General features: G+C 73.9%; 18 protein-coding genes and 1 pseudogene. 9 read left to right on the forward strand and 10 right to left on the reverse strand.

Annotated elements, in window-relative coordinates; genetic code table 11:
• Positions 1 to 204: 204 nt before the first annotated feature.
• A complete protein-coding gene (locus tag AB0L74_RS33325; protein ID WP_365660874.1) occupies positions 205 to 1,011 on the reverse strand; it encodes an SGNH/GDSL hydrolase family protein in 807 nt (268 codons plus the stop codon).
• A gap of 670 nt (positions 1,012 to 1,681) precedes the next feature.
• Between AB0L74_RS33325 and AB0L74_RS33330 the strand changes: the two genes are divergently transcribed.
• The 5 genes from AB0L74_RS33330 to AB0L74_RS33350 all read left to right on the forward strand — a co-directional run bounded on the left by AB0L74_RS33330 (position 1,682) and on the right by AB0L74_RS33350 (position 6,436).
• Positions 1,682 to 2,530, forward strand: coding sequence for a glycosyltransferase family 2 protein (locus tag AB0L74_RS33330; RefSeq protein WP_365660877.1), 849 nt, complete (start codon positions 1,682 to 1,684; stop codon positions 2,528 to 2,530).
• Positions 2,527 to 3,621 carry a glycosyltransferase family 2 protein gene (locus AB0L74_RS33335; protein ID WP_365660883.1) on the forward strand — a complete coding sequence of 365 codons (1,095 nt, stop codon included), beginning with the start codon at positions 2,527 to 2,529 and terminating at the stop codon, positions 3,619 to 3,621. Before AB0L74_RS33330 ends, AB0L74_RS33335 begins: the two co-directional genes overlap by 4 nt.
• The gene (locus AB0L74_RS33340) at positions 3,614 to 4,414 is read left to right on the forward strand and encodes a polysaccharide deacetylase family protein (protein ID WP_365660886.1); all 801 of its coding nucleotides are present in this window, start codon (positions 3,614 to 3,616) and stop codon (positions 4,412 to 4,414) included. Before AB0L74_RS33335 ends, AB0L74_RS33340 begins: the two co-directional genes overlap by 8 nt.
• 79 nt (positions 4,415 to 4,493) lie before the next feature.
• Complete coding sequence (locus AB0L74_RS33345) at positions 4,494 to 5,588, forward strand: DUF5925 domain-containing protein (RefSeq protein ID WP_365660889.1); 1,095 nt, start codon at positions 4,494 to 4,496, stop codon at positions 5,586 to 5,588.
• A 77-nt stretch (positions 5,589 to 5,665) separates the two neighbouring features.
• On the forward strand, positions 5,666 to 6,436 hold the full coding sequence (locus AB0L74_RS33350) for a DUF72 domain-containing protein (RefSeq protein ID WP_365660892.1): 771 nt from the start codon (positions 5,666 to 5,668) through the stop codon (positions 6,434 to 6,436).
• A gap of 20 nt (positions 6,437 to 6,456) precedes the next feature.
• Here AB0L74_RS33350 and AB0L74_RS33355 read toward each other — a convergent pair whose 3' ends face one another.
• On the reverse strand, positions 6,457 to 6,831 hold the full coding sequence (locus AB0L74_RS33355; RefSeq protein ID WP_365660895.1) for a GntR family transcriptional regulator: 375 nt from the start codon (positions 6,829 to 6,831) through the stop codon (positions 6,457 to 6,459).
• A gap of 68 nt (positions 6,832 to 6,899) precedes the next feature.
• Between AB0L74_RS33355 and AB0L74_RS33360 the strand changes: the two genes are divergently transcribed.
• A complete protein-coding gene (locus tag AB0L74_RS33360; RefSeq protein ID WP_365660898.1) occupies positions 6,900 to 7,889 on the forward strand; it encodes a GNAT family N-acetyltransferase in 990 nt (329 codons plus the stop codon).
• Positions 7,890 to 7,902: 13 nt separating this feature from the next.
• Here AB0L74_RS33360 and AB0L74_RS33365 read toward each other — a convergent pair.
• Positions 7,903 to 7,980: pseudogene (locus tag AB0L74_RS33365) on the reverse strand (class I SAM-dependent methyltransferase); the annotation flags it as partial.
• A 271-nt stretch (positions 7,981 to 8,251) separates the two neighbouring features.
• On the opposite strand from AB0L74_RS33365, the gene AB0L74_RS33370 reads away from it, so the two are divergent.
• Positions 8,252 to 8,386: a hypothetical protein gene (locus tag AB0L74_RS33370; protein WP_365660901.1), complete on the forward strand. Its 135-nt coding sequence runs from the start codon at positions 8,252 to 8,254 to the stop codon at positions 8,384 to 8,386.
• A gap of 31 nt (positions 8,387 to 8,417) precedes the next feature.
• On the opposite strand, the gene AB0L74_RS33375 is transcribed toward AB0L74_RS33370, so the two are convergent.
• From AB0L74_RS33375 to AB0L74_RS33385, 3 genes are all read right to left on the reverse strand, one after another.
• Positions 8,418 to 8,891 carry a GNAT family N-acetyltransferase gene (locus AB0L74_RS33375; RefSeq protein ID WP_365660904.1) on the reverse strand — a complete coding sequence of 158 codons (474 nt, stop codon included), beginning with the start codon at positions 8,889 to 8,891 and terminating at the stop codon, positions 8,418 to 8,420.
• A 61-nt stretch (positions 8,892 to 8,952) separates the two neighbouring features.
• Positions 8,953 to 9,927 carry a hypothetical protein gene (locus AB0L74_RS33380; protein WP_365660907.1) on the reverse strand — a complete coding sequence of 325 codons (975 nt, stop codon included), beginning with the start codon at positions 9,925 to 9,927 and terminating at the stop codon, positions 8,953 to 8,955.
• A complete protein-coding gene (locus AB0L74_RS33385; RefSeq protein WP_365660910.1) occupies positions 9,924 to 13,571 on the reverse strand; it encodes a DNA polymerase III subunit alpha in 3,648 nt (1,215 codons plus the stop codon). Before AB0L74_RS33385 ends, AB0L74_RS33380 begins: the two co-directional genes overlap by 4 nt.
• Positions 13,572 to 13,724: 153 nt before the next feature.
• On the opposite strand from AB0L74_RS33385, the gene AB0L74_RS33390 reads away from it, so the two are divergent.
• On the forward strand, positions 13,725 to 14,801 hold the full coding sequence (locus AB0L74_RS33390; RefSeq protein ID WP_365660913.1) for a DUF3533 domain-containing protein: 1,077 nt from the start codon (positions 13,725 to 13,727) through the stop codon (positions 14,799 to 14,801).
• Between the two features lie 35 nt (positions 14,802 to 14,836).
• On the opposite strand, the gene AB0L74_RS33395 is transcribed toward AB0L74_RS33390, so the two are convergent.
• The 3 genes from AB0L74_RS33395 to AB0L74_RS33405 form a co-directional block, all read right to left on the reverse strand.
• Positions 14,837 to 15,883 (reverse strand): S1 family peptidase, encoded by a 1,047-nt coding sequence (locus AB0L74_RS33395; protein WP_365660916.1) that lies wholly within the window; start codon positions 15,881 to 15,883, stop codon positions 14,837 to 14,839.
• Between the two features lie 415 nt (positions 15,884 to 16,298).
• A complete protein-coding gene (locus tag AB0L74_RS33400) occupies positions 16,299 to 17,204 on the reverse strand; it encodes a S1 family peptidase (RefSeq protein ID WP_365660919.1) in 906 nt (301 codons plus the stop codon).
• A gap of 247 nt (positions 17,205 to 17,451) precedes the next feature.
• Complete coding sequence (locus tag AB0L74_RS33405) at positions 17,452 to 18,273, reverse strand: DUF1684 domain-containing protein (protein WP_365660922.1); 822 nt, start codon at positions 18,271 to 18,273, stop codon at positions 17,452 to 17,454.
• A 349-nt stretch (positions 18,274 to 18,622) separates the two neighbouring features.
• Between AB0L74_RS33405 and AB0L74_RS33410 the strand changes: the two genes are divergently transcribed.
• Positions 18,623 to 19,060 carry a cell division protein SepF gene (locus tag AB0L74_RS33410; protein WP_365660925.1) on the forward strand — a complete coding sequence of 146 codons (438 nt, stop codon included), beginning with the start codon at positions 18,623 to 18,625 and terminating at the stop codon, positions 19,058 to 19,060.
• A 42-nt stretch (positions 19,061 to 19,102) separates the two neighbouring features.
• Here the strand turns inward: AB0L74_RS33410 and AB0L74_RS33415 are convergent, their stop codons facing one another.
• Positions 19,103 to 20,302, reverse strand: a complete 1,200-nt coding sequence (locus AB0L74_RS33415) for an acyl-CoA dehydrogenase family protein (RefSeq protein WP_365660928.1) — start codon at positions 20,300 to 20,302, stop codon at positions 19,103 to 19,105.
• Between the last annotated feature and the right edge of the window lie 172 nt (positions 20,303 to 20,474).

Here is a 20,474-nt window from a genome sequence, read left to right on the forward strand (position 1 = left end):
GGCCGGCCCGCTGCCGGCCCAGGTACAGGGCCAGCGGTCGCTCGGCGACACCCCTGTGGCGCCGACCGCGGTCTCCGCGCCGTTGCTGCCCGGCCCCCGGCCGGGGGCCTCCCCTCCTTCCGCTTCTCCTTCTTCTCCCTCCGTTGCGGCCGCAGCGCGGCGACGGAGCGCCGTGGACCGCCCGTGCCGTGCCGGGGCGGCGGCTCAGGCGGCGCGGTCGAACGCCGGCAGGTAGCCGCCGGACTGGCCGGCCGCCGTCGGGTGGTAGGACTCTCCGATGTTCAGCCAGTTGACGCTGTGCAACCAGGAACTGCCGGAGCAGATCTCATGGCCGGCGAACGACGGACGTACGTCGCCGAACGTGAAGCCGTGGTTGGCGACGCGTTTGGCGATCGCCGTGTTCAGGTGGTCGGAGGCGTCGTTGATCGCCTTCCGCTTGGTCTCCGACAGGCCGAGGCAGGAGGTGCCGAGCTGGTAGAAGCGGGGGTAGCCGAGGACGACGACGCGGGCGTTGGGGGCCCGGTCGCGGATGGCCGTGTACACCTTGTCGAGCTGCCCGGGGAGCGTGGAGTCGACGTACGCCCTCGCGGTGTTGATGCGCGACAGACAGGAGCTGTCGGACTGGAGCACACAGGTCGTCATGACGTCGCCGAATCCGGCGTCGTTGCCGCCGACCGACAGGGACACCAGGCCCGTGGCGGAGCCGAGCGGGCCGAGCTGACCGGCGAGGACATCACCCGTTCGGGCGCCCGCGCAAGCGGTGAAGTGGAACGCCGAGGGTGCGTTGGCGGCGGCCCACAGCTGGGGGAACGCCTTGGTGCTGCGCTTGCAGTCGCCGCTGGAGGCGATGTAGCCGCCGGCGCCGACTCCGGAGGAGTAGGAGTCGCCGAGGGCCACGTAGTCGCCGGATACGGCGGTCTCGGACGCCTGCGCCGTCGCGGCGCCGGCGAGGGCGGTGCCGGTGGCGAGGAGGAGTGAGGCCAGGAAGCCGGCAATTCGGGAACGTCTCATGGAACCTCCCTTTAGCAGGATCTCTGCGTCAACCGTCGTACCAACGCGACGTGTTGTCGGGAAGCGTTCATGCCGAGAATGTCTACGATCATTCAAAAAGGAATGAAAAAGTGACGCAGTGCAGGCCCCGTCTTGACGGTGCGTACGGGGCTGCGCCACATTGAAGCCCGGCATCCGACGCTTCGGGGGGCAAAGTCGGCCATGCGCGGCATAGGTATCAGACGCGGCGTCATGGCGGCGAGGACAGGGGCGGTTCCGGTGTTCGCGCACCGGCCGTGCCCCGCGAACAGGTGGCCGATTACCGGCACATCACCAAAAACGTGAGACCTCGTTCCAGGTCTTGCCATACGGGTTCAAGCGTCAATACCTTCGGACAACTCACCCGCACCGGTCCCTCGGCACACGGCTCCAGGGGAGGGGCTCACGGACCGCGACGGACCGGGCGGGGCGCGGTAAGGGGGGCCGAGCTCGGTGACCGCACCAGGTGACCGAGCCGTGCCGCGCGGTCGGCTGCCGTTTTCCGGCGCCGGCAGGCTTTGCCAGCTCACCCGGCATGTGCGGAGATCCATCGTGTCGTGCCGTGGGTGAGAACAGAACCCCCCTTTCGAACCGGACACAGAGCCGGGCCGCCCGGGGGCGGGCGGCCCACCGGACGAGAGGGACCAGACTCATGAGCTCAGTGTTGCGGCCGGTGACCGCGGACCAGGATCCGTCGTCCGCCGGCCCGTCCACCACCGGCCCGTCCACCGCGGGGCGGTACCGGCCCGTCTCCTCGCACCTGGCCATCGCGCCGCCGGTGAGCGTGGTGATCCCCGCCATGAACGAGGCGGAGAACCTGCCGTACGTCTTCAAGACGCTGCCGGACTGGATACACGAAGTCGTCCTCGTGGACGGCAACTCCACCGACCGCACCGTCGAGGTCGCCCGGGAGCTGTGGCCGGACGTCAAGGTCGTCGAGCAGCGCGGCAAGGGCAAGGGGGACGCGCTGATCACCGGGTTCCAGGCGTGCACCGGCGACATCATCGTGATGGTCGACGCGGACGGCTCCGCCGACGGCCAGGAGATCGTGTCGTATGTGTCCGCCCTCGTCTCGGGCGCCGACTTCGCCAAGGGATCCCGCTTCGCCAACGGCGGCGGCACCGACGACATGACCTTCGTCCGCAGGCTCGGCAACGCCGCCCTGTGCGCGGTGGTCAACCGGAAGTTCGGCGCCCGCTACACCGACCTGTGCTACGGCTACAACGCGTTCTGGCGGCACTGCCTGGACAAGATCGGCCTCGACTGCACGGGCTTCGAGGTGGAGACCCTGATGAACATCCGGGTCGTCAAGGCCGGACTGAAGGTGCAGGAGATCCCCAGCCACGAGTACCTCCGCATCCACGGCACCAGCAACCTGCGGGCCGTGCGGGACGGGCTGCGCGTGCTCAGAGTGATCCTCCGGGAACGCTCCAACCGCCGCGCCCTGCGCGGCCGTACGCACTCACCGCTGCTCGGCGCGGTCCAGGGGAAGGCGTCTTGAGCGCTCCCGGCATCTCCGTCGTGATCTGCGCCTACACCGAGGACCGCTGGGCGGACGTGCTCGCGGCGGTCTCCTCGGTGCGGGCGCAGTCCCGCCCGGCCCTGGAGACCCTGCTGGTCGTCGACCACAACGAGGCGCTGCGGGAGCGGCTGGCCAAGGAGTACGAGGAGGCCGGCGGCGTGCGGGTGCTCGCCAACGCGGGCCCCCGCGGCCTGTCGGCCGGCCGCAACACCGGCATCGCGGCCTCCCGCGGGGAGGTCGTCGCCTTCCTCGACGACGACGCCGTGGCCGAACGGGACTGGCTGAGGCACTTCGCCGAGGGGTACGCCGACCCGCGGGTCATGGCCGTCGGCGGGCGCACGGTGCCGGTCTGGGCGTCGGGCCGCCGGCCCGCCTGGTTCCCGGAGGAGTTCGACTGGGTGGTGGGCTGTACCTACAAGGGGCTGCCGCGCGGCCGGGTCCGGGTGCGCAACGTCCTCGGCGGCAACGCCTCCTTCCGCCGCAGCGCCTTCGACGCGGCGGGCGGCTTCGCGACCGGCATCGGGCGCGACGGCGGCGAACGGCCGCTGGGCTGCGAGGAAACGGAGCTGTGCATCCGGCTCACCCGCGCCCGGCCCGACGCGGTCCTGCTCATCGACGACCGGGCGGTGATCCACCACCGGGTCCCCGAGGCCCGTGAGCACTTCGCCTACTTCCGCGCCCGCGCCTACGCCGAGGGCCTGTCCAAGGCGCTGGTGGCGCGCAGCGCCGGCGCGGACAAGGGGCTGGAGTCGGAACGCCGGTACGCCGCCCGCGTCCTGCCGGCCGGGGTGGCCCGCGGGCTGCGCGACGCCCTGCTGGCCCGGCCGGGCGGGGCGGGCCGGGCGGGGGCGATCGTCGCCGGGGTGCTCACGGCGGCGGGCGGCTACGTGGTGGGCAGCGTACGGGCGCGGCGCGGGGGCGCCACGCTCTCGGTGCCCCCGGCCACGGCGGCGGGGGGCACGGCAGGGGCGCGCGGCACGCCGGAGCCGCACGGCACCGCGGGGACACACGGCACGGCGGTGACACACGGCGCGGCGGAAACGCGCGGCGAAGGGGGCGCCGATGTGTGAGGAGCCCGTACCGATCCTCATGTACCACGCGGTCGCGGCCGATCCGAACGACGCCACCCGCGAGCTGTCGGTGACACCGGAGGCGTTCGCCGAGCAGATGGCGATCGTCGCCGAGCGGGGCCGCACGCCGGTGACCACGGCCGAACTGGCCGCCGCCTGGCGCTCCGGCCGCCCGCTGCCCGCCCGGCCGGTGCTGATCACCTTCGACGACGGCTACGAGGGCGTGCACCGCCACGCCCTGCCCGCCCTGGCCGGACACGGCTTTTGCGCCACGCTGTTCGTCACCACCGGGTGGCTGCGCGGCCCGCACGACACCGGAGAGGCCCTGGACACCATGCTCGACTGGGACCAGGTCCGGGAACTGGCCGGCGCGGGCGTCGAGATCGGCGGGCACAGCCACGGTCATCCGCAGCTCGACCAGCTCGACGACGAACGGCTGCGCTCCGAGCTGATCCTGTGCAAGGAGATCGTCGCCGGCCAACTGGGCGGCGCGCCGGAGTCGTTCGCCTACCCGTACGGCTACTCCGACCGCCGGGTGCGGCGGGCGGTGCGCGAGACCGGGTACACGCAGGCGCTCGCCGTCGGCAACGGGCTGGCGCGGCGGTGCCAGGGGCCGTACGCGCTGCGCCGCGTCACGGTGCGGCGCGGGACGCGGCCCGCCGAGTTCGAGCGGCTGATCGAGGGCCGCGCGATCGCCCGTACCTTCGCCCGGGACCGGGCCCTGACGAAGGGATACGCCGTGGTGCGCAGGTCGCGGCGGCTCCGCGGACGGGTCGTACGCGCCCGTGCCTGAGCCGGTTTCCGGGGCGCGGGCGCCGCGCGCGCCCCGGAAACCGGGTGCACGCGGCGGCCGGGTGCCCGATCATGGCGGTATGTCTGCGAACCCTCACGACGCGCTGCCGATCCGGCTCCACGTCGACGACAGCGACTCGCCTCCCGATGTCGTCGACGCGCTGTTCCTCGGCCGCTTCGCGACGGGCGAGCAGCCGTACTCGCACGCGGTGAACATCGACCGCGTACGGTCCGGGGCGACCCTGCTGCCGCCCGGCGCGCGGGTGCTGCGCGCCGCGCGCGACGACGACCGCAGCGCGACCCTCGCCGAGGGCGACGGCTGGACGGTGCTGGTCTCCCGCTGGAACCGGGGCGCCGACGTCACCGTGACGGCGACCAGCGCGGAGCTGGCGAAGAAGGTCCTCGACCAGGCGACGGACGGCGCGGCGGACGAGCCCGAACCGCAGCCGGAGAACGTCACGATGGGGTTCTGGTACGTCTCCCCGCGCCGCGGCCCGCACCGCACCACCCGGCAGATCACGGCGGGCACCTGGGAGGAGGTGCGCGCCAACTACACCGCGCCGGTCGCGGACGCGATGGACCGCCTGATGAAGACGACCCCCGAGGACATCGCGGGCCGGCTGCTGCTCCTGCACGGCCCGCCGGGTACCGGCAAGACCTCGGCCCTCAGGACGCTGGCCCGGTCCTGGCGGGAGTGGTGCCAGGTCGACTGCGTGCTGGACCCGGAGCGGCTCTTCTCCGACGTCGGTTATCTGATGGACATCGCGATCGGTGAGGAGGACGCGGGAGGCAAGGGCCGCTGGCGGCTGCTGCTCCTGGAGGACTGCGACGAGCTGATCCGCGGCGAGGCCAAGCACACCGCCGGCCAGGCCCTGTCCCGCCTGCTGAACCTGACGGACGGTCTGCTCGGCCAGGGCCGCAACGTCCTGGTCGGCGTCACCACCAACGAGGACCTGGAGCGCCTCCACCCGGCCGTCGTGCGGCCCGGCCGCTGCCTGGCCCGCATCGAGGTCGGGCCGCTGACCCGGCCGGAGGCGGTGGCCTGGCTGGGCCGCGAGGAGGGGGTCGGCCGCGACGGCGCGACCCTGGCGGAGCTGTACGCGCTGCGCCGGGGGACCTCCCCGGCGCAGCTGCCGGAACCGCGCGGCGGGGCGGACGCGGGGCTGTACCTGTAACCACGGGCGCGCCGCTCGCATCCGTCGCGGCCCGCGGCGACGGGCGCCCCGCTCGCTTCCGGTGCTTTGATGGTCGTATGACCCTGTATGTCGGAACATCGGGGTGGCAGTACAAGGACTGGCGGGGCGTGCTGTACCCGGACGGCTGTCCCCTGCGGCGGTGGCTGGAGGAGTACGCGGCGGGCTTCGCCACCGTGGAGAGCAACAACGCCTTCTACCGGCTGCCGTCCCCGGAGACCTTCGCCACCTGGCGGGAGCGCACGCCGCCGGACTTCGTCGTCGCGGTCAAGGCGAGCCGCTTCCTCACGCACGTCAAGCGGCTGCGGGAGCCGGAGGAGCCGGTGCACCGGCTGCTGGCCCACGCCGCCGGCCTGGGCGACCGTCTGGGCCCGGTACTGCTCCAGCTGCCGCCCACGCTGCACGCCGACGCGGGGCTGCTGGACGCCTGTCTCGCCTGCTTCCCGCCCGGCGTCCGGGTCGCGGTGGAGCCCCGTCACCCGTCCTGGTGGACGCCCGAGGTGCACGAGGTGCTGCGGGCCCGGGGCGCCGCGCTGTGCTGGGCCGACGTGCTGTCCCGCCCCGTGACCCCGCTGTGGCGCACCGCCGGCTGGGGGTACGTCCGCTTCCACCAGGGCCGTGCCCTGCCCTGGCCGCACTACGGCCGGCGGGCCCTGGCGGCCTGGGCGGCCCGCATCGCCGCCGCCTGGCCCGAGCCGGCCGATGTGTACGCGTACTTCAACAACGACCCGAACGCGGCGGCGGTGCGCAACGCGGTGACGTTCGCCGGGCTGGCGGGGTCGGCGGGGCTGACGGTCACCCGCACACCGGGGCATCTGGCGCCCGCCTGAGCCGCCGCCCGGCCCCGGCTCTACTCCCGCGCCCCGTACGCCGCCCGCAGGGCGTCCCGTACGGCCGCCAGCGCGTCGGCCTCCGCCAGCCCGAGCCGCCGGGCCCGCTCGGCGTAGGTCTGCGCGGCGGACGCCAGCTGCCGCTCGGCGGCCGAGCCCGCGGCGGCCACGAACGTGCCGTTGCGGCCCCGCGTCTCGATCACCCCGTCCGCCTCCAGCGCGCGGTACGCCTTGGCGACCGTGTTGGCGGCGAGCCCCAGCGACTCGGCCAGCCCCCGCACGGTCGGCAGCCGGTACCCCACCGGGAGCGCGCCGGACCGGGCCTGCTCGGAGATCTGCGCGCGCACCTGCTCGTAGGGCGGTACGCCGTCCTCGATGTGGATCCTCAAGGTCACGGGACGATTGTCCCGCACCCGGGAAAACCGGAGGCGCCCGGAGAGGTTCCCGCGTAGCGTGCGCGCCCATGACAGTGATCGTGCGTGATCTGCGCCCCGGCGTCCCTTCCGATCTGGAGGGCTTCGCCCGGGTCCGGCGTCTCGCCCTGCCGTTCATACTGGTCACGCCCGAGTCCGTGGTGCACGCGCTCGCCCACACGCACCCCGCCGCTCGCTTCCGGTCCCTGGTCGCGGAGGAGGACGGAGAGGTGATCGGCACCGCTCAGACGGGTCTCGCCCACGGCAGCCCCGAGCCCGGCCAGGGGTTCCTCAACGTCTACGTGCGCCCGGACCGCGTCCGGCGCGGCGCCGGCGGCCTGCTGGTCCGCACCGCCGAGGAGTACCTGGCCGGTCAGGGGGCAACGACCCTGTACGCCTGGGTGCTGGACGAGCCGGCGAACCGGGCCTTCGCCGAGGCGCACGGCTACGGCCGCCGGCGCTCGGCCCACTTCCTCCGCCTGGACCTCGCGGCCGCCGGCCTCCCGCCGCTGTCGCCTCCTCCCCCGGGCGTCGAGCTGCGCACCGCCGCCGACTTCGCGGACGACCCGCGCCCGTTGTTCGAGCTGGACGCGGAGACGACGTCGGACGAACCGAGCGACGTCGACACCGAGTTCACGGACTACGAAGCCTGGGTCGAGGAGACCTGGAAACACCCCTTGCTGAACCTGGATCTGACGACGGTGGCGGTCGCCGGGGGCCGTCCGGTCGCCTTCACCGCGGCTTACACCGGCGGCGGCACCCTCTCCCGCTCCCGGGCGCACCCGGTCGCCGGGACCGCCCCGCCCTCCGCCCCGCCCTCCGTCATGACGACCGCCATGACCGGCACCGCTCGCGCCTTCCGCGGCCGCGGCCTGGCCAAGCTCGTCAAGAACGCCGCCCTGCACCGGGCCCGGGCGGCCGGTATCACGGAGGCGTTCACGGGCAACGACACCGGCAACGGCCCGATGCTCGCCGTCAACGAGTGGCTCGGATACGAGGTGTGCGCCACGGAGGTGCGCCATGCCCGCCGGCTCGGCTGACCCGGTGCCCGGTCCGGGCCCGCTCCAGCGTCGCCGGGGACAGATCGACGCCGGTGACGGCGTGTCCCTGCCCGGCGGCGAGGAGCGACAGGCCGCTGCCGCCGCGTCCCGGTCGGCGCGGGACGCGGCCGAGTCGTCACCGCACCCAGCGGCACCCTGCGTCACGGGGCCGTCACCGTCCTCACCGGCGTCCGATGCCACTGAGCCGTCATCGTGTTTCACCACGCGCCCAGGTGACACCCGCCCCTGACAGCCCGGCCGTGACAGCCGCCACTGACACGGGTGCGGCGATGAGGAACTGTTGGGGAACGGGTCCACCTCCGTGAGAACGCGGAACCCGGGGACCCTCGAAGGAGGCCGCCATGCGCCGTGTGACCGTGCAGAAGCCCCTGAAGAAGACCGACGGCCGCCGGGTCCGTGAGGAGGCCGACGAGCGCCCCGCCGGGCGTCCGGAGATCCGCAAGGACATCGCCCGCACCTGGTGGCCGGCGGGCTGACCGGGCCCGAGGGCACTGCCGGGCCGCGCGGTCAGCTCAGCCGCTTGCGGTAGTGGACGCGGTCGTAGGGACCGTCCACACGGCGTTCGACGACCTCGTAGCCGTACTTCGGATAGATCTTCTGGTTCTCCCACATCATCGCGTTCGTGTAGAGCCGCACCTCGGGCAGGCCGAGCGCCCGCGCGTGCGCGTCGACGAACGCCAGCAGCCGCCGCCCCACGCCCGTCCCGTGCGCGTCGGGGTGGACGGCGATGCTGTCCAGGAACAGGTGACCGGTGCGGGCCTCCACCACGACGAGGCCGATGACCCGCCCGCCGCCGGGCTCCTCGGTGACGAACACCTTCCCCGCGGTCACGTCCGCCGCGTGGTCGGCCTCCATCGGCTGGGGCACCACGCCGATGCGCTCGATGTAGGGGTGGTACGCGGCGTCGGTGACGGCCTTCACCGCCGGTACGTCGCCGGTGACGGCCGGCCTGACTCCCTGGTGGGCAACGTGGTCGATCATGCCGCGAACAGTAGCCACCCGGGGGGAGCCCGATCACTTCCGGCCGCAAGGCACCGGCCGGTCACGCGGCCAGCCTCCCCGGCATCACCGCGCGCGGCCCGAACTTGGCCCGCGCGCGGTCGGCGACCTCCTCGATGCGGCGGACCTTCTCGTCCACCGGGTCGAAGGTGAGCTGGTGCGCGGCCTGCTCGGCGGGGCCGAGGCCCTCGGCGCGCAGGGCGAGGGCGCGGACCCGGGCACGTTGCAGGCCGAGCGCCTCGTACATGCCGTACACGGCCCGGGTGAGCGCCGCCGAGTGCGCGGTCGGCTCCGCCAGGGTGCGGCTGCGGGTCGTGGCGGACCGGTCGGCGTAGCGCACGGTGAGGGTCAGGGTGCGGCAGACCTTGTCCAGGGCGCGCAGCCGGGACCCCAGTTCCTCGGCGGCCGAGAGCAGGGCGCGGCGGTGCCGGTCCGGGTCCAGCTCGTCCCGCCCGAAGGGGCGTTCGGCGGCCAGGGAACGGGAGACGCCGTTCGGCACCACCCGGCCGCGGTCGACACCCCGCGCCTTCTCCCGCAGCTCACGGCCGGTCTTCGCGCCGACCAGGCGCTGGAGCGTGGACAGGGGCGCGGCGGCCACCCGGCCGAGGGTGTCGAGGCCGTACTCGCACAGGGTGCGGGCGGTCGCGGCGCCCACGCCGGGCAGCGCGGCGACGGGCTTGCCGGCGAGGAACTGCGCGATGCCCTCCGGGTCCCCGGGCACCGCGCGGGTCACCCCGGGCCGGGCGTCCCGCAGCGCCATCCGGGCCAGCATCGGCCCCGGGGCCGCGCCGATCACGCAGTCGACGCCGTGCAGCGCCAGGGCGCGGACGCGGATCACCGACGCCAGCTCCACCGCGCTGCGCCCGAAGTACCGCTCGGCGCCCCGCAGGTCGGCCAGCGCCCCGTCCGGCGGCAGGGCCTGGACGACCGGGGTGAACTCCTCCAGCAACCCCAGCAACCGGGGCAGGGCCGCCTCGTACATCGGCGGCAGCTGGAAACGTACGCAGAGGATGGTCATCCCGCACTCCCCGGACTCTGGTGCCACAACTTCCTTCCCACCGCGGGTCCTTCGCCCGCGGGGCGCAGGTCGGCCCAGGGGTGCATCTCGTACCCCGTGGACATGCGAATCCTGCGCTCCCCCGTCTCCTTCGGGTCCTTCAGGCCCTCCCCACCCCTTTCGCCCGTTCCATCCTTTCCGTCCTTCTCACTCCGGGCGCCCTCCATCGGGTCCCGGGCCGCGGAGCCGGCCGGGGCGGGCCGTCCGTCGGACCCGGCCAGCCGCCGACGCGCCGGGCCCTCGCCGTCTCCGTCCGGGGCGGACCCGGCGCCGAGCGGCTCGGCGAGCCGGGCCGCGACGCCCTCCAGGCCCTCCTCCCGGCGCACCTCCAGCAGCTCGGCGAGGTTCCAGACGGCGGAACCCACCACGCTGAGGCTGCGCGGGCCGCGGCGCTGCACCACCCCGCGCACCAGCAGCAGCCAGGAGTGGAAGACGGTGTGGGCGCACGCCTCGTGGGAGTCGTCGAAGAAGGCCAGGTCGACCAGGCCCGTGCCGTCGTCCAGCGTGGTGAAGACGACGCGCCTGCCGGACCGGATCGGCGGCGTCTGGGTGGCCGCCTTGGCGCCCGCGACCAGGACCGCCTCCCCGTGCCGCGCCGTGCGCAGCCGCCGCGCCGGGACCACGCCCAGCTCGTCGAGGAAGGTCCGGTGATCGTCCATCAGATGGCGCGAGGCGTCCATGGACAGCACGCCCAGCTCGGCGCTCAGCCTCTCCGCCGAGGTGAGGTCGGGCAGCCCGGCCGGGGCCGTCCTCCGCCCGCCGGACAGCGGCAGCTGGCCGCCGCCCGCGCCGCGGGAGCCCCGGTGCAGTTCGGTCAGGTGCAGTTGCAGGTCGCGGCGGTTGGCGCCGAAGGCGTCCAGCGCGCCGACCTGGGCCAGGCGCTGGGCGAGCGGGCGGCTGGGCCGGGCCCGTTCCCAGAAGTCGAGCAGAGAGGCGTACGGCTGCCCGTCCGCGATCCGCGCCGCCTCGGCCTCGCTGATGCCGTGCACGTCGGAGAGGGCCAGCCGCAGTCCCCAGCTCCGCGCCCCACTCGATTCAGACACCAGTTCGATCCTGTGTGCGGCTCCCGACTTGTTCACGTCCAGTGGCAGGATCGGCACCCCGCGCCGCCGCGCGTCCGCCAGCAGCAGCCGCTTGGGGTACATGCCGGGGTCGTGCGTGAGCAGCCCGGCGTAGAAGGCGGCCGGGTGGTGCGCCTTCAGCCACGCCGACTGGTATGTGGGCACGGCGAAGGCGACCGCGTGCGCCTTGCAGAAGCCGTACGAGCCGAACGCCTCGACGATCTCCCAGGTGCGCCGGATCGTCTCCGCGTCGTATCCGTTCGCCGCCGCGCGCTGCGCGAACCACACCTTGATCCGCTCCTGCGACTCCGGGTCGGACAGCCCGCGCCGCACCCGGTCCGCCTCGCCGCGGCCGCAGCCGGTCATGCGGTGCACGATCTCGATGACCTGCTCGTGGAAGACGACGACGCCGTACGTCTCCCGCAGCGGCTCCTCCAGGTCGGGGTGCGGACAGCGGACGGGCGCCCGCCCGTGCCGCGCCTCGATGAACGGCCGCACCATGTCGGCGGCGACCGGGCCGGGCCGGAAGAGGGAGATGTCGACGACGAGATCGTGGAAGGTGCTCGGCTGGAGCCGCCCGACCAGGTCCCGCTGGCCCGGCGACTCGATCTGGAAGCAGCCCAGCGTCTCGGTGGAGCGGATCAGCCCGTACGTCGCCGGGTCCCCCTCCGGCACCGCGTCCAGGTCGATCCGCTCCCCCGTCGCCCGCTCCACCTCGGCGACCGCGTGCGCCATCGCCGACTGCATCCGCACGCCCAGCACGTCCAGCTTGAGCAGCCCGAGCTCCTCCACGTCGTCCTTGTCGAACTGGGACATCGGCAGGCCCTCGCCGCTGGTCGGCACCACCGGCGTACGGGCGAGCAGGGAGGCGTCGGAGAGGAGCACCCCGCACGGGTGCATGGCGACCCCGCGCGGCAGCGCGTCGAGCGCCTCGACCAGCTCCCACAGCTTCCCGTACCGCTCCTTCCGCGCCGCCAGCGCCTTCAGCTCGGGTAGTTCCTCCAGCGCCGCGCGGGCGTCGCGGGCGCGGATGTGCGGGAAGGACTTGGCCACCCGGTCGATCTCGGCCGGGTCCATGGACAGGGCCGCGCCGACGTCGCGGATGGCGTGGCGCACGCGGTACGTCTCGGGCATGGCGACCGTCGCCACCCGCTCGGCGCCGAACCGGCCGATGATCGCCCGGTAGACCTCCAGGCGGCGCGCGGACTCCACGTCGATGTCGATGTCGGGCAGCACGAGGCGCTCCTTCGACAGGAAGCGCTCCATCAGCAGCCCGTGCTCGACGGGGTCGGCGTGCGCGATGCCGAGGAGGTGGTTGACGAGGGAGCCGGCGCCGGAGCCGCGGGCGGCCACCCGGATGCCCATCCGCCGGACGTCGTCGACGACCTGGGCGACCGTCAGGAAGTAGGAGGCGAAGCCGTGGTGGGCGATGATGTCCAGCTCGCGGTGCATCCGCTCCCAGTACTCCCGCCGCCGGTCGTAGCCGCGCAGCACCATGCCCGCCGCCGCCCGGGAGGCGAGCGCCCGCTGGGCGGTGCGGTGCCCGGCGCCCACCAGATGCGGCTCGGGGAAGTGGACGGTGCCGATGCCCAGGTCGTCCTCGGGGTCGACGACGCACTCGGCGGCGGTCGCCTCCGTCTGCTCCAGCAGGCGGTGGGCGGCCTCGCGCCGGAAGCCCGCGGCCTCGGCGATCCGCTCGGCGGCGCGCAGCATGGCGTCCGCGTCCTTCAGCCACGCCTCACCGGAGTCCGGTTCCCCGGCGGCGCCGACGGGGACCAGGCGGCGGGCGGCGTCCAGGATGTCGGCGACCGGGCCCATGCCGGGGTCGGCGTAGCGGACGGCGTTGCTGAGCACGGGCCGGATGCCCTGCTCGGCGGCGAAGCCGACGGTACGGGCGGCCAGGCGCAGGGAGCCGGGGCCGGTGCCCCTACGGCCGTGCCAGACGGCCTCCAGCCGCAGGGCGTCGCCGTACGCCTCCCGCCAGGGGGCGAGCAGGCGCGCGGCCCGGTCGGGCCGGCCGGCGGCGAGGGCGCGGCCGACGTCGGAGTCGGGGCCGAGCAGCACGGTCAGGCCGTCGGCGTGGCTGTCGGCCCGGCTCAGCAGGGGCCGGCCGGAGGGGGCTCCCCCCTCTTCGAGCGAGGCCGGGAGCCCGGAGGAGGCGTGGGCGGCGGAGACGAGCCGGCACAGGCCGGCCCAGCCGCGGGCGCCGTCCCGGGCGAGGAAGGTCACGCGGGGGGCCGACTCGTCGACGAAGGCGCCTCCGCGCACGGGGGCGCGGCGCCGGTCCCGGCGTACGGAGGTGTCCCCCCGTACCGGCTCGGGGGCGGCCGTCTCCACCGCCAGCTCCGCGCCGAACAGCGGGCGGACGCCCGCCTTGGCGCAGGCTCTGGCGAAGCGGACGGTACCGGCGAGGGTGTCGCGGTCGGTGAGGGCGAGGGCGTCCATGCCGCGTTCGACGGCTCGCTCGGCCAGCCGCTCCGGGTGGGAGGCACCGTGGCGCAGGGAGAACCCGGAGACGGTGCGCAGATGCGTGAATCCCGGCACACGCACCTCCCGCGCTCATGGATCCGACGCCCCTCTTCGAACGTCTGTTCCCAACTACATCCTCCACCATAGACCAATTTTCGAATACGTGTGCGACATCCGTTCGGCCCCGTCCCACCTGCGCAAACGCCCGCCTCCCCGGACCGTGGGGGCATGACGCAGACCACCGGCGCCGGCGCCCCCCGCAGCCCCCGCGGCTCCCGTGGCTCGTTCCTCGGCGAGGTCCGGGACGCCGTCACCCCGCGGGCCACGCTGCTGGTGCTCGGCGTGATCGCGCTCCAGCTGCTGTTCATCGCCTCCTACGTGGGGGCGCTGCACGACCCGAAGCCGAAGGACGTGCCCTTCGCGGTCGTCGCGCCCCCGGCCGCGGCCGGGCAGACGGTGGCCCGGCTGGAGCGGCTGCCCGGCTCGCCGCTCGACCCGCGCGCGGTGGCCGACGAGGCGACCGCGCGGAAGCAGATCGCGGACCGGGACATCGACGGCGCCCTGGTCGTCGCCCCCGCCGGCCGCACCGACACGCTCCTGGTCGCCTCCGGCGGCGGGACCGTCCTGGCCACCACCCTGGAGAGGCTCGTCGGCACCCTGGAGCAGGCGGAGCGGCGCGCGGTGCGGACCGTCGACGTGGCCCCGGCCTCCGCGCGGGACTTCGACGGCCTGTCGTCCTTCTACCTCGTCGTCGGCTGGTGCGTCGGCGGCTACCTGTGCGCCTCGATCCTCGCGATCAGCACCGGCGCCCGGCCCGCCAACCCGCGCCGCGCCGCGATCCGGCTGATCGTGATGGCGCTGGTGTCGGTGATCGGCGGCCTCGGCGGCGCGGTGATCATCGGGCCGGTCCTGGGCGCTCTGCCCGGCAGCGTGGCCGCCCTGTGGGGCCTGGGCGCGCTGACCACCTTCGCCGTCGGCGCCGCCACCCTCGCCCTCCAGGGGGTCTTCGGGATCGTCGGCATCGGGCTGGCGATCCTGCTCGTGGTGATCGCGGGCAACCCGAGTGCCGGCGGCGCCTTCCCGCTGCCGCTGCTGCCGCCGTTCTGGAAGGCGATCGGCCCGGCGCTGCCGCCGGGCGCGGGGACCTGGGCGGCCCGCTCGATCGCGTACTTCGACGGCCACGCCCTGACCGGCGCGCTGCTGGTGCTGTCGGCGTGGGCGCTCGCGGGGATCGTGGTCACGATGGCGGCCGCGGCGCTGCGGCGCCGGCGGCAGGAGGCGGAGCTGCCCACCCAGGCCGACTGACCGCGCGGAGCGGGACGTCACTCGGGGGTGCGCCGTCAGCCGATCCGCGTGCCGGTCGCCGACAGCGCCTCGGTCACCGGCCGGAACAAGGTCTCCCCGCCCGAGGCGCAGTCGCCGCTGCCGCCGGAGGTGAGGCCGATCGCCTCGCTGCCGGAGAAGAGCGGGCCGCCGCTGTCGCCCGGCTCGGCGCAGACGTCGGTCTGGATGAGGCCGCCGACGATGTCGCCGTCGCCGTAGTTGACGACGGCGTCCAGGCCGGTGACCGTGCCGGAGTGCACCCGCGTGGTGGAGCCGCCGCGGGTCACCCGCATGCCGGCGGTGGCCTCGGCCGCGCCCGTGATCGGCTGCGCGGAGCCGTCGTACAGGTTCACCTCGCTCGGGCGGGCCACGTCGGCGGTGTACGCGACCAGGCCGTAGTCGTCGCCGGGGAAGCGGCTGGCCTCGGTCCGGCCGATCACGCTGCCGGACGCGTCCGACCAGGTGGAGACGGGCTCGGTGCAGTGACCCGCGGCCAGGAAGTACGGCTCGCCGCCCTCGACCACGTTGAAACCGGGCGAGCAGCGCCCGCCACCGCCGGGGATGGCGTCACCGCCCGCGATGAAGGGCTCGAACTCCCCCGCCGTCCGCTTCAGTCCGGCCGCGGAGCCGAGCTCGCCGACGACCTCGGCGAGCCGGTCCCACTCCGCCTTCGACACCGTGCGGTCAGCGGTCACGACGACCTTGTCGGCGGTCGGATCGGTCACCCAGGAGGTGCCGGGGACGGCCGCGTCCCGCCGCAGGGCGGCACGCGCGCTCCCCAGTTCGGTGCGGGAGTTCTGGACGACTCTCGCCCTGGCGCCGGCCGCCTCGGCGGCCCGGGCGGCGTCCTCGTGGAGCACGTTGACGACGAGGCTCCGCGTCTTCGCGTCGTAGTACGCGCCCACCGCGCCGGCGCCGAGCTCCTCGGCGAGCGTGGAGGCGAGCTTTCCGGCCGCTGTGACCGACAGGGTTTCGGGCCCGGCGGCCTTCGGAGCCTCGCCGGCGTTCGCACTCTGGAAGGTGGCTCCCGCGGCGGCCAGCGCGGCGACGGCCGCGCCTGCCACGGCCGCACGGCACCGGGATACGCGACGGTGTGTCAGCTCACGTTCTCCTGTGGGGGCCGGCGTCGCAGGTCGTGGGGACCGCGCGGGCCGGAAGGATGGGTGACGGACGCCCACTCTCCCGAACCTCCCGGGGAGCACACAAGGTCGACTTCTGGACGCGCGTGCGAGAACGAGCCCGCGCCCTCTCTTCCTTGGCCGTACACCGGCGCCATCAGGAAATCACGCTGCAAATACTACGAGCGAGTAACCGGTGCGATTCCGCGAGGTCTACACCTGTCCGGATTTCGCCCCCACCGCGCCAAAGACGCGCACCGGGAGGGAGACGGTCCGGCCCCGTACCCGCACAACGGGGAGCCCCCGCACGCTGGTTGCGTGCGGGGGCTCGCCGTACCGTCGGGCAGGTGTGCGCGGCGGCTCAGTAGACGCTGACGCCGTAGGCGCTCAGGGCCTCGGTGACGGGCTGGAAGAAGGTCGTTCCGCCGGAGGAGCAGTTGCCGCTTCCGCCGGAGGTCAGGCCGTACGCGACGCCGTTGCTGCCGTAGAGCGGGCCGCCGGAGTCGCCGGGCTCGGCGCAGACCGTGGTCTGGATCAGACCGGAGACGATGTCGCCGCCGCCGTAGTTCACGGTCGCGTTGAGGGCGGTCACCCGGCCGCTGTGCGTTCCGGTGGTGGATCCGTCGCGGATGACGGTGGTGCCCACGCTCGGCGTGGCCGCACGGGTGATGTCCACGCCGTTGGCGGTGCCGGGCCTGCTGACGGACCCGGAGTACCGCACGATGCCGTAGTCGTTGCCCGGGAAGCTGGAGCCGGTGGTCGTGCCGATGACCGTGGTGCGGCCGGAGTTGGAGTACCAGGTACCCGCGCCGTCGGTGCAGTGACCGGCGGTCACGAAGTACTGGGTGCCGCTGCTGTCCTGGACGTTGAAGCCGAGGGAACAGCGCCAGCTGCTCGCGTAGATGGCGTCGCCGCCCTGGATGAGCTTGCTGAACTTGCCGGGGGTGCGCTTGATGGTGAGCGCGTCGGCGTTGGCGCCGGCCTGCTTCTTTATCTTGGCTATCTCGGCCTGGGAGACCGTGCTGTCGGCGGTGACGAGCACCCGGCCGGTCTTGCTGTCGACGGCCCAGGCGGTACCCGGGACGTCGGCCTTCAGCACCGAGCCGCTCACGCTCTTGAGCTCGGCGGCGCTGAAGGTGGCGGGGGTGTCGGACGCGTTCGCGCTGGGGACAGCGATCGCGGCCGCGGCCACGAGGCCGGTGGAAACGGCGATCAGCCGGGTCCGTCTCGTGATGCCGCTGCGGGGGGTGGTGCGCTTGATCCTCACTTTTCGTTCCTCCACAGGGGAAGTCGGGGGCCCTCGTGGGGTTTCGGGCCCGTGAGGCGCAGCCGGGGACACCGGGCGTCCGGATTCCGAACCCGTCGTGACCCTGACAAGCGCTGGAGGGAGTATTCGGCCGAACGGCCGGTCGGCGCAAGGGTGCCTTTCGGCCGCCCCTCCCGGCACGCGCCGCCCACCGGTTCACCCCCGGACGGCGCACGGCACCCCGCGTGCACGGCGCGCACGGCCGCGCTCAGAGCAGATTCCGCTCCCCCGCCTCCACCGCGACGTCCAGTGTGTTCCCGGGCGGCGGGAAGGGGCAGACGAAGTGGTCGGCGAAGGCGCACGGCGGCAGCAGCGCGCGGTTGAAGTCGACCGTCGTCCGCCCGTCGGCGTCCGGCGCGGCGGGGCGCAGAAACCGGAACCGGTAACTGCCGGCGCCGCTGGTGGAGTCGGCGAACACGGCCCACAGCGAACCGTCCTGTTCCACCGTCACCTGAAGCGTCAGCTCCCGTCCGGCGCGTGCGTCCCCCCGATCGAGCGAATCCGGGAGCGGAGCGGTGAAGACCAGCTCGCCGCCGAGTCCGAGCCCGCGCTCCCGGCCGTCCGCGTTCGGCACCCGCACCACGCGGCTCCCGGCGCCGTACGGCGTGAAGCGCCCGGGCACCGACCAGCGCGGGTCGTACGGCGTGACCGCGATGCCGCGGAACCCGCGCCGCGCCTCGGCGTCCGGGTCGAAGTCGCGCACGCCCCAGACCCCCTCGCGGGCCAGCACGACCAGGCGCCGTGAGCCGTACGCCACCCGGGCAGCGCCCGGCGGCCCGGGGTCGGCGGCGAGCCGCACCTCCCCCGCGAGGGGCCGTCCGTCCACGGTGAGCCCGTCCCCCTCGGCGGCCGTCAGCACCACCGCGTCACCGTCGGCCCGCCAGGTCCCCGGGATGTCCGGAAGTCGACCGTCCGGATAGTCCTCCAGCCAGTACGTGCCCGTCAGCGCCAGCGGCCCGTAGGGCGCCGACACCGTCGCGACGCGCTGCTCGTGCCACCGCTTCCACTCGTCGGCTGCGTCTGTCGTCATGGGGCCAACCCTCGCATACCGGGCCACCCCCGCGCCCCGCTCCGGCCGCGTCTGAGTGCCTGTCAAGGGCGGCGCGCGCGGCCCGCCCTGAGGAACACCGCCCGGGCCGGCTCGTTCACCCGCACGCCCCTCCCCCTCACCCGGACGCCGGGAACAGTCATATTTCACTCATGGTCAGCGTCCGTTTGTGCAACGACCCTTGGGACATACGGACTCTCGACGGATTCGCTGTGCACCAGTACCGTCACAAACCCCCCGCGCGGCGTCTATCCACTTGGCGCGACGTCCACATCATGGATGACCATAGGGATGCGGAAGGCACGGAAGACCGCAAGGAGAGGAGGCGTCCATGGGATCGGTACGCAAGGCGAGTGCGTGGCTCGGCCTCGTCGACGACAACGAAGACGAGCGCTACTACGACGACGACTACTCCGAGGGCACCGACACCCAGGACGCCTGGGTCACGGACCCCCGGGTGAAGGTGGCCGCGGACTCGGCCGAGGAGAGGGGGCGCCGCATCGGCACGGTGACCCCGGACAGCTTCCATGACGCGCGCGCCATCGGGGAGCTGTTCCGGGAGGGCATCCCGGTCATCATGAACCTCACGGCGATGGAGCCCACCGACGCCAAGCGCGTGGTCGACTTCGCGGCCGGGCTCATCTTCGGCCTGCACGGTTCGATCGAGCGGGTCTCCACCCGCGTGTTCCTGCTGAGCCCGGCCGACACGCAGATCATCAACGGCGAGCCCGCCGCGCACCGCACGGACGGCTTCTTCAACCAGAGCTGAGGCAGGGCCGCGCGTCCGCAGCCCTGCCCCTCCCGCCGGCGCCTACCGGAACGCGTCGATTCCGGTGAGCGCCTTGCCCAGCACCAGCTGGTGCATCTCGACGGTGCCCTCATAGGTGAGCACCGATTCGAGGTTGGTCGCGTGGCGCATCACGGGATATTCGAGCGAGATCCCGTTCGCGCCGAGAATCGTCCGGGCCGTACGGCAGATGTCGATGGCCTCGCGGACGTTGTTGAGCTTGCCGAAGCTGACCTGCTCGGGACGCAGGCGGCCGGCGTCCATGCGCCGCCCCAGGTGATGGGCGAGCAGAATCCCCTTGTGCAGTTCGACCGCCATGTCGGCCAGCTTGGCCTGCGTGAGCTGGAAGCCGCCGATGGGCCTGCCGAACTGCTCCCGCGAGGTCGCGTAGCCGACGGCGGCCTCGAAGCAGCTGCGCGCCGCGCCCATCGCGCCCCAGACGATGCCGTAGCGGGCGTGGGTGAGGCAGCTGAGCGGCCCGCGCAGCCCGGTGACCTCCGGCAGCACCGCGTCGGCGGGCAGCCGCACCTCGTCGAGGACGAGTTCGCTGGTCACGCTGGCCCGCAGGGACCACTTGTGCTTGATCTCGGGCGCGGAGAACCCGCTGCTGGCGGTGGGCACGACGAATCCGCGGATCCCCTCCTCGGTCTGCGCCCAGACCACGGCGACCCCGGCGACGGACCCGTTGGTGATCCACATCTTGCGCCCGCTCAGCACCCAGTCGGAGCCGTCGCGCTTGGCGTAGGTGCGCATCGAGGCGGGGTCGGAGCCGTGGTCGGGCTCGGTCAGCCCGAAGCAGCCGATGACCTCGCCGGCGGCCATCCGCGGCAGCCACTCCCGCTTCTGCTCCTCGCTGCCGAACCGGTGGATGGCGTACATGGCCAGCGAGCCCTGCACGGAGACCAGGGACCGGATGCCGGAGTCGGCCGCCTCCAGCTCCAGACAGGCCAGCCCGTACTGCACGGCGCTCGCGCCGGCGCACCCGTACCCGCTCAGCGACATCCCGAGCGCTCCGATCCCGCCCAGTTCCCGGGCGAGTTCCCGGATGCCGGGCAGCTCGCCCCGCTCGTACCACTGGGCGACGTGCGGCAGCACCCGGTCCGCCGCCCAGGCCCGCACGGTGTCCCGGACGGCCAGGTCCTCCGGCTCCAGGAGGTCGTCGATGCCGAGCGGGTCGGCGGGGTCGAACGGGGGCAGCTTCGGGGACGCGGACGACGGGGACATGGCACACCCTCCGAGGACTCACGGTGAAACTAGTGCCGCGGCAGGCGGCGTCTGCCCGTCAAGGAGCGGCGTCCGGTGCGTGCTCTGGGGCCCCCGGCCGAAGGCTGGGGGAGTGCCGGCCGGAAGTCCTCGTACTGGGCGTACGTGGGCTTTCGGCCGGTGCGGCGAGAGG

The organism is Streptomyces sp. NPDC052020 (assembly GCF_040680575.1).
Lineage (GTDB): Bacteria > Actinomycetota > Actinomycetes > Streptomycetales > Streptomycetaceae > Streptomyces.

Excerpts from the sequence above, each read along its gene's own strand:
- AB0L74_RS33345 (WP_365660889.1), top strand. The coding sequence starts at position 4,494 with ATGTCTGCGAACCCTCACGACGCGCTGCCGATCCGGCTCCACGTCGAC.
- AB0L74_RS33330 (WP_365660877.1), top strand. The coding sequence starts at position 1,682 with ATGAGCTCAGTGTTGCGGCCGGTGACCGCGGACCAGGATCCGTCGTCC.
- AB0L74_RS33380 (WP_365660907.1), bottom strand. The coding sequence starts at position 9,927 with ATGACCATCCTCTGCGTACGTTTCCAGCTGCCGCCGATGTACGAGGCG.
- AB0L74_RS33360 (WP_365660898.1), top strand. The coding sequence starts at position 6,900 with ATGACAGTGATCGTGCGTGATCTGCGCCCCGGCGTCCCTTCCGATCTG.
- AB0L74_RS33375 (WP_365660904.1), bottom strand. The coding sequence starts at position 8,891 with ATGATCGACCACGTTGCCCACCAGGGAGTCAGGCCGGCCGTCACCGGC.
- AB0L74_RS33350 (WP_365660892.1), top strand. The coding sequence starts at position 5,666 with ATGACCCTGTATGTCGGAACATCGGGGTGGCAGTACAAGGACTGGCGG.
- AB0L74_RS33325 (WP_365660874.1), bottom strand. The coding sequence starts at position 1,011 with ATGAGACGTTCCCGAATTGCCGGCTTCCTGGCCTCACTCCTCCTCGCC.
- AB0L74_RS33410 (WP_365660925.1), top strand. The coding sequence starts at position 18,623 with ATGGGATCGGTACGCAAGGCGAGTGCGTGGCTCGGCCTCGTCGACGAC.
- AB0L74_RS33370 (WP_365660901.1), top strand. The coding sequence starts at position 8,252 with ATGCGCCGTGTGACCGTGCAGAAGCCCCTGAAGAAGACCGACGGCCGC.
- AB0L74_RS33340 (WP_365660886.1), top strand. The coding sequence starts at position 3,614 with ATGTGTGAGGAGCCCGTACCGATCCTCATGTACCACGCGGTCGCGGCC.
- AB0L74_RS33390 (WP_365660913.1), top strand. The coding sequence starts at position 13,725 with ATGACGCAGACCACCGGCGCCGGCGCCCCCCGCAGCCCCCGCGGCTCC.
- AB0L74_RS33405 (WP_365660922.1), bottom strand. The coding sequence starts at position 18,273 with ATGACGACAGACGCAGCCGACGAGTGGAAGCGGTGGCACGAGCAGCGC.
- AB0L74_RS33415 (WP_365660928.1), bottom strand. The coding sequence starts at position 20,302 with ATGTCCCCGTCGTCCGCGTCCCCGAAGCTGCCCCCGTTCGACCCCGCC.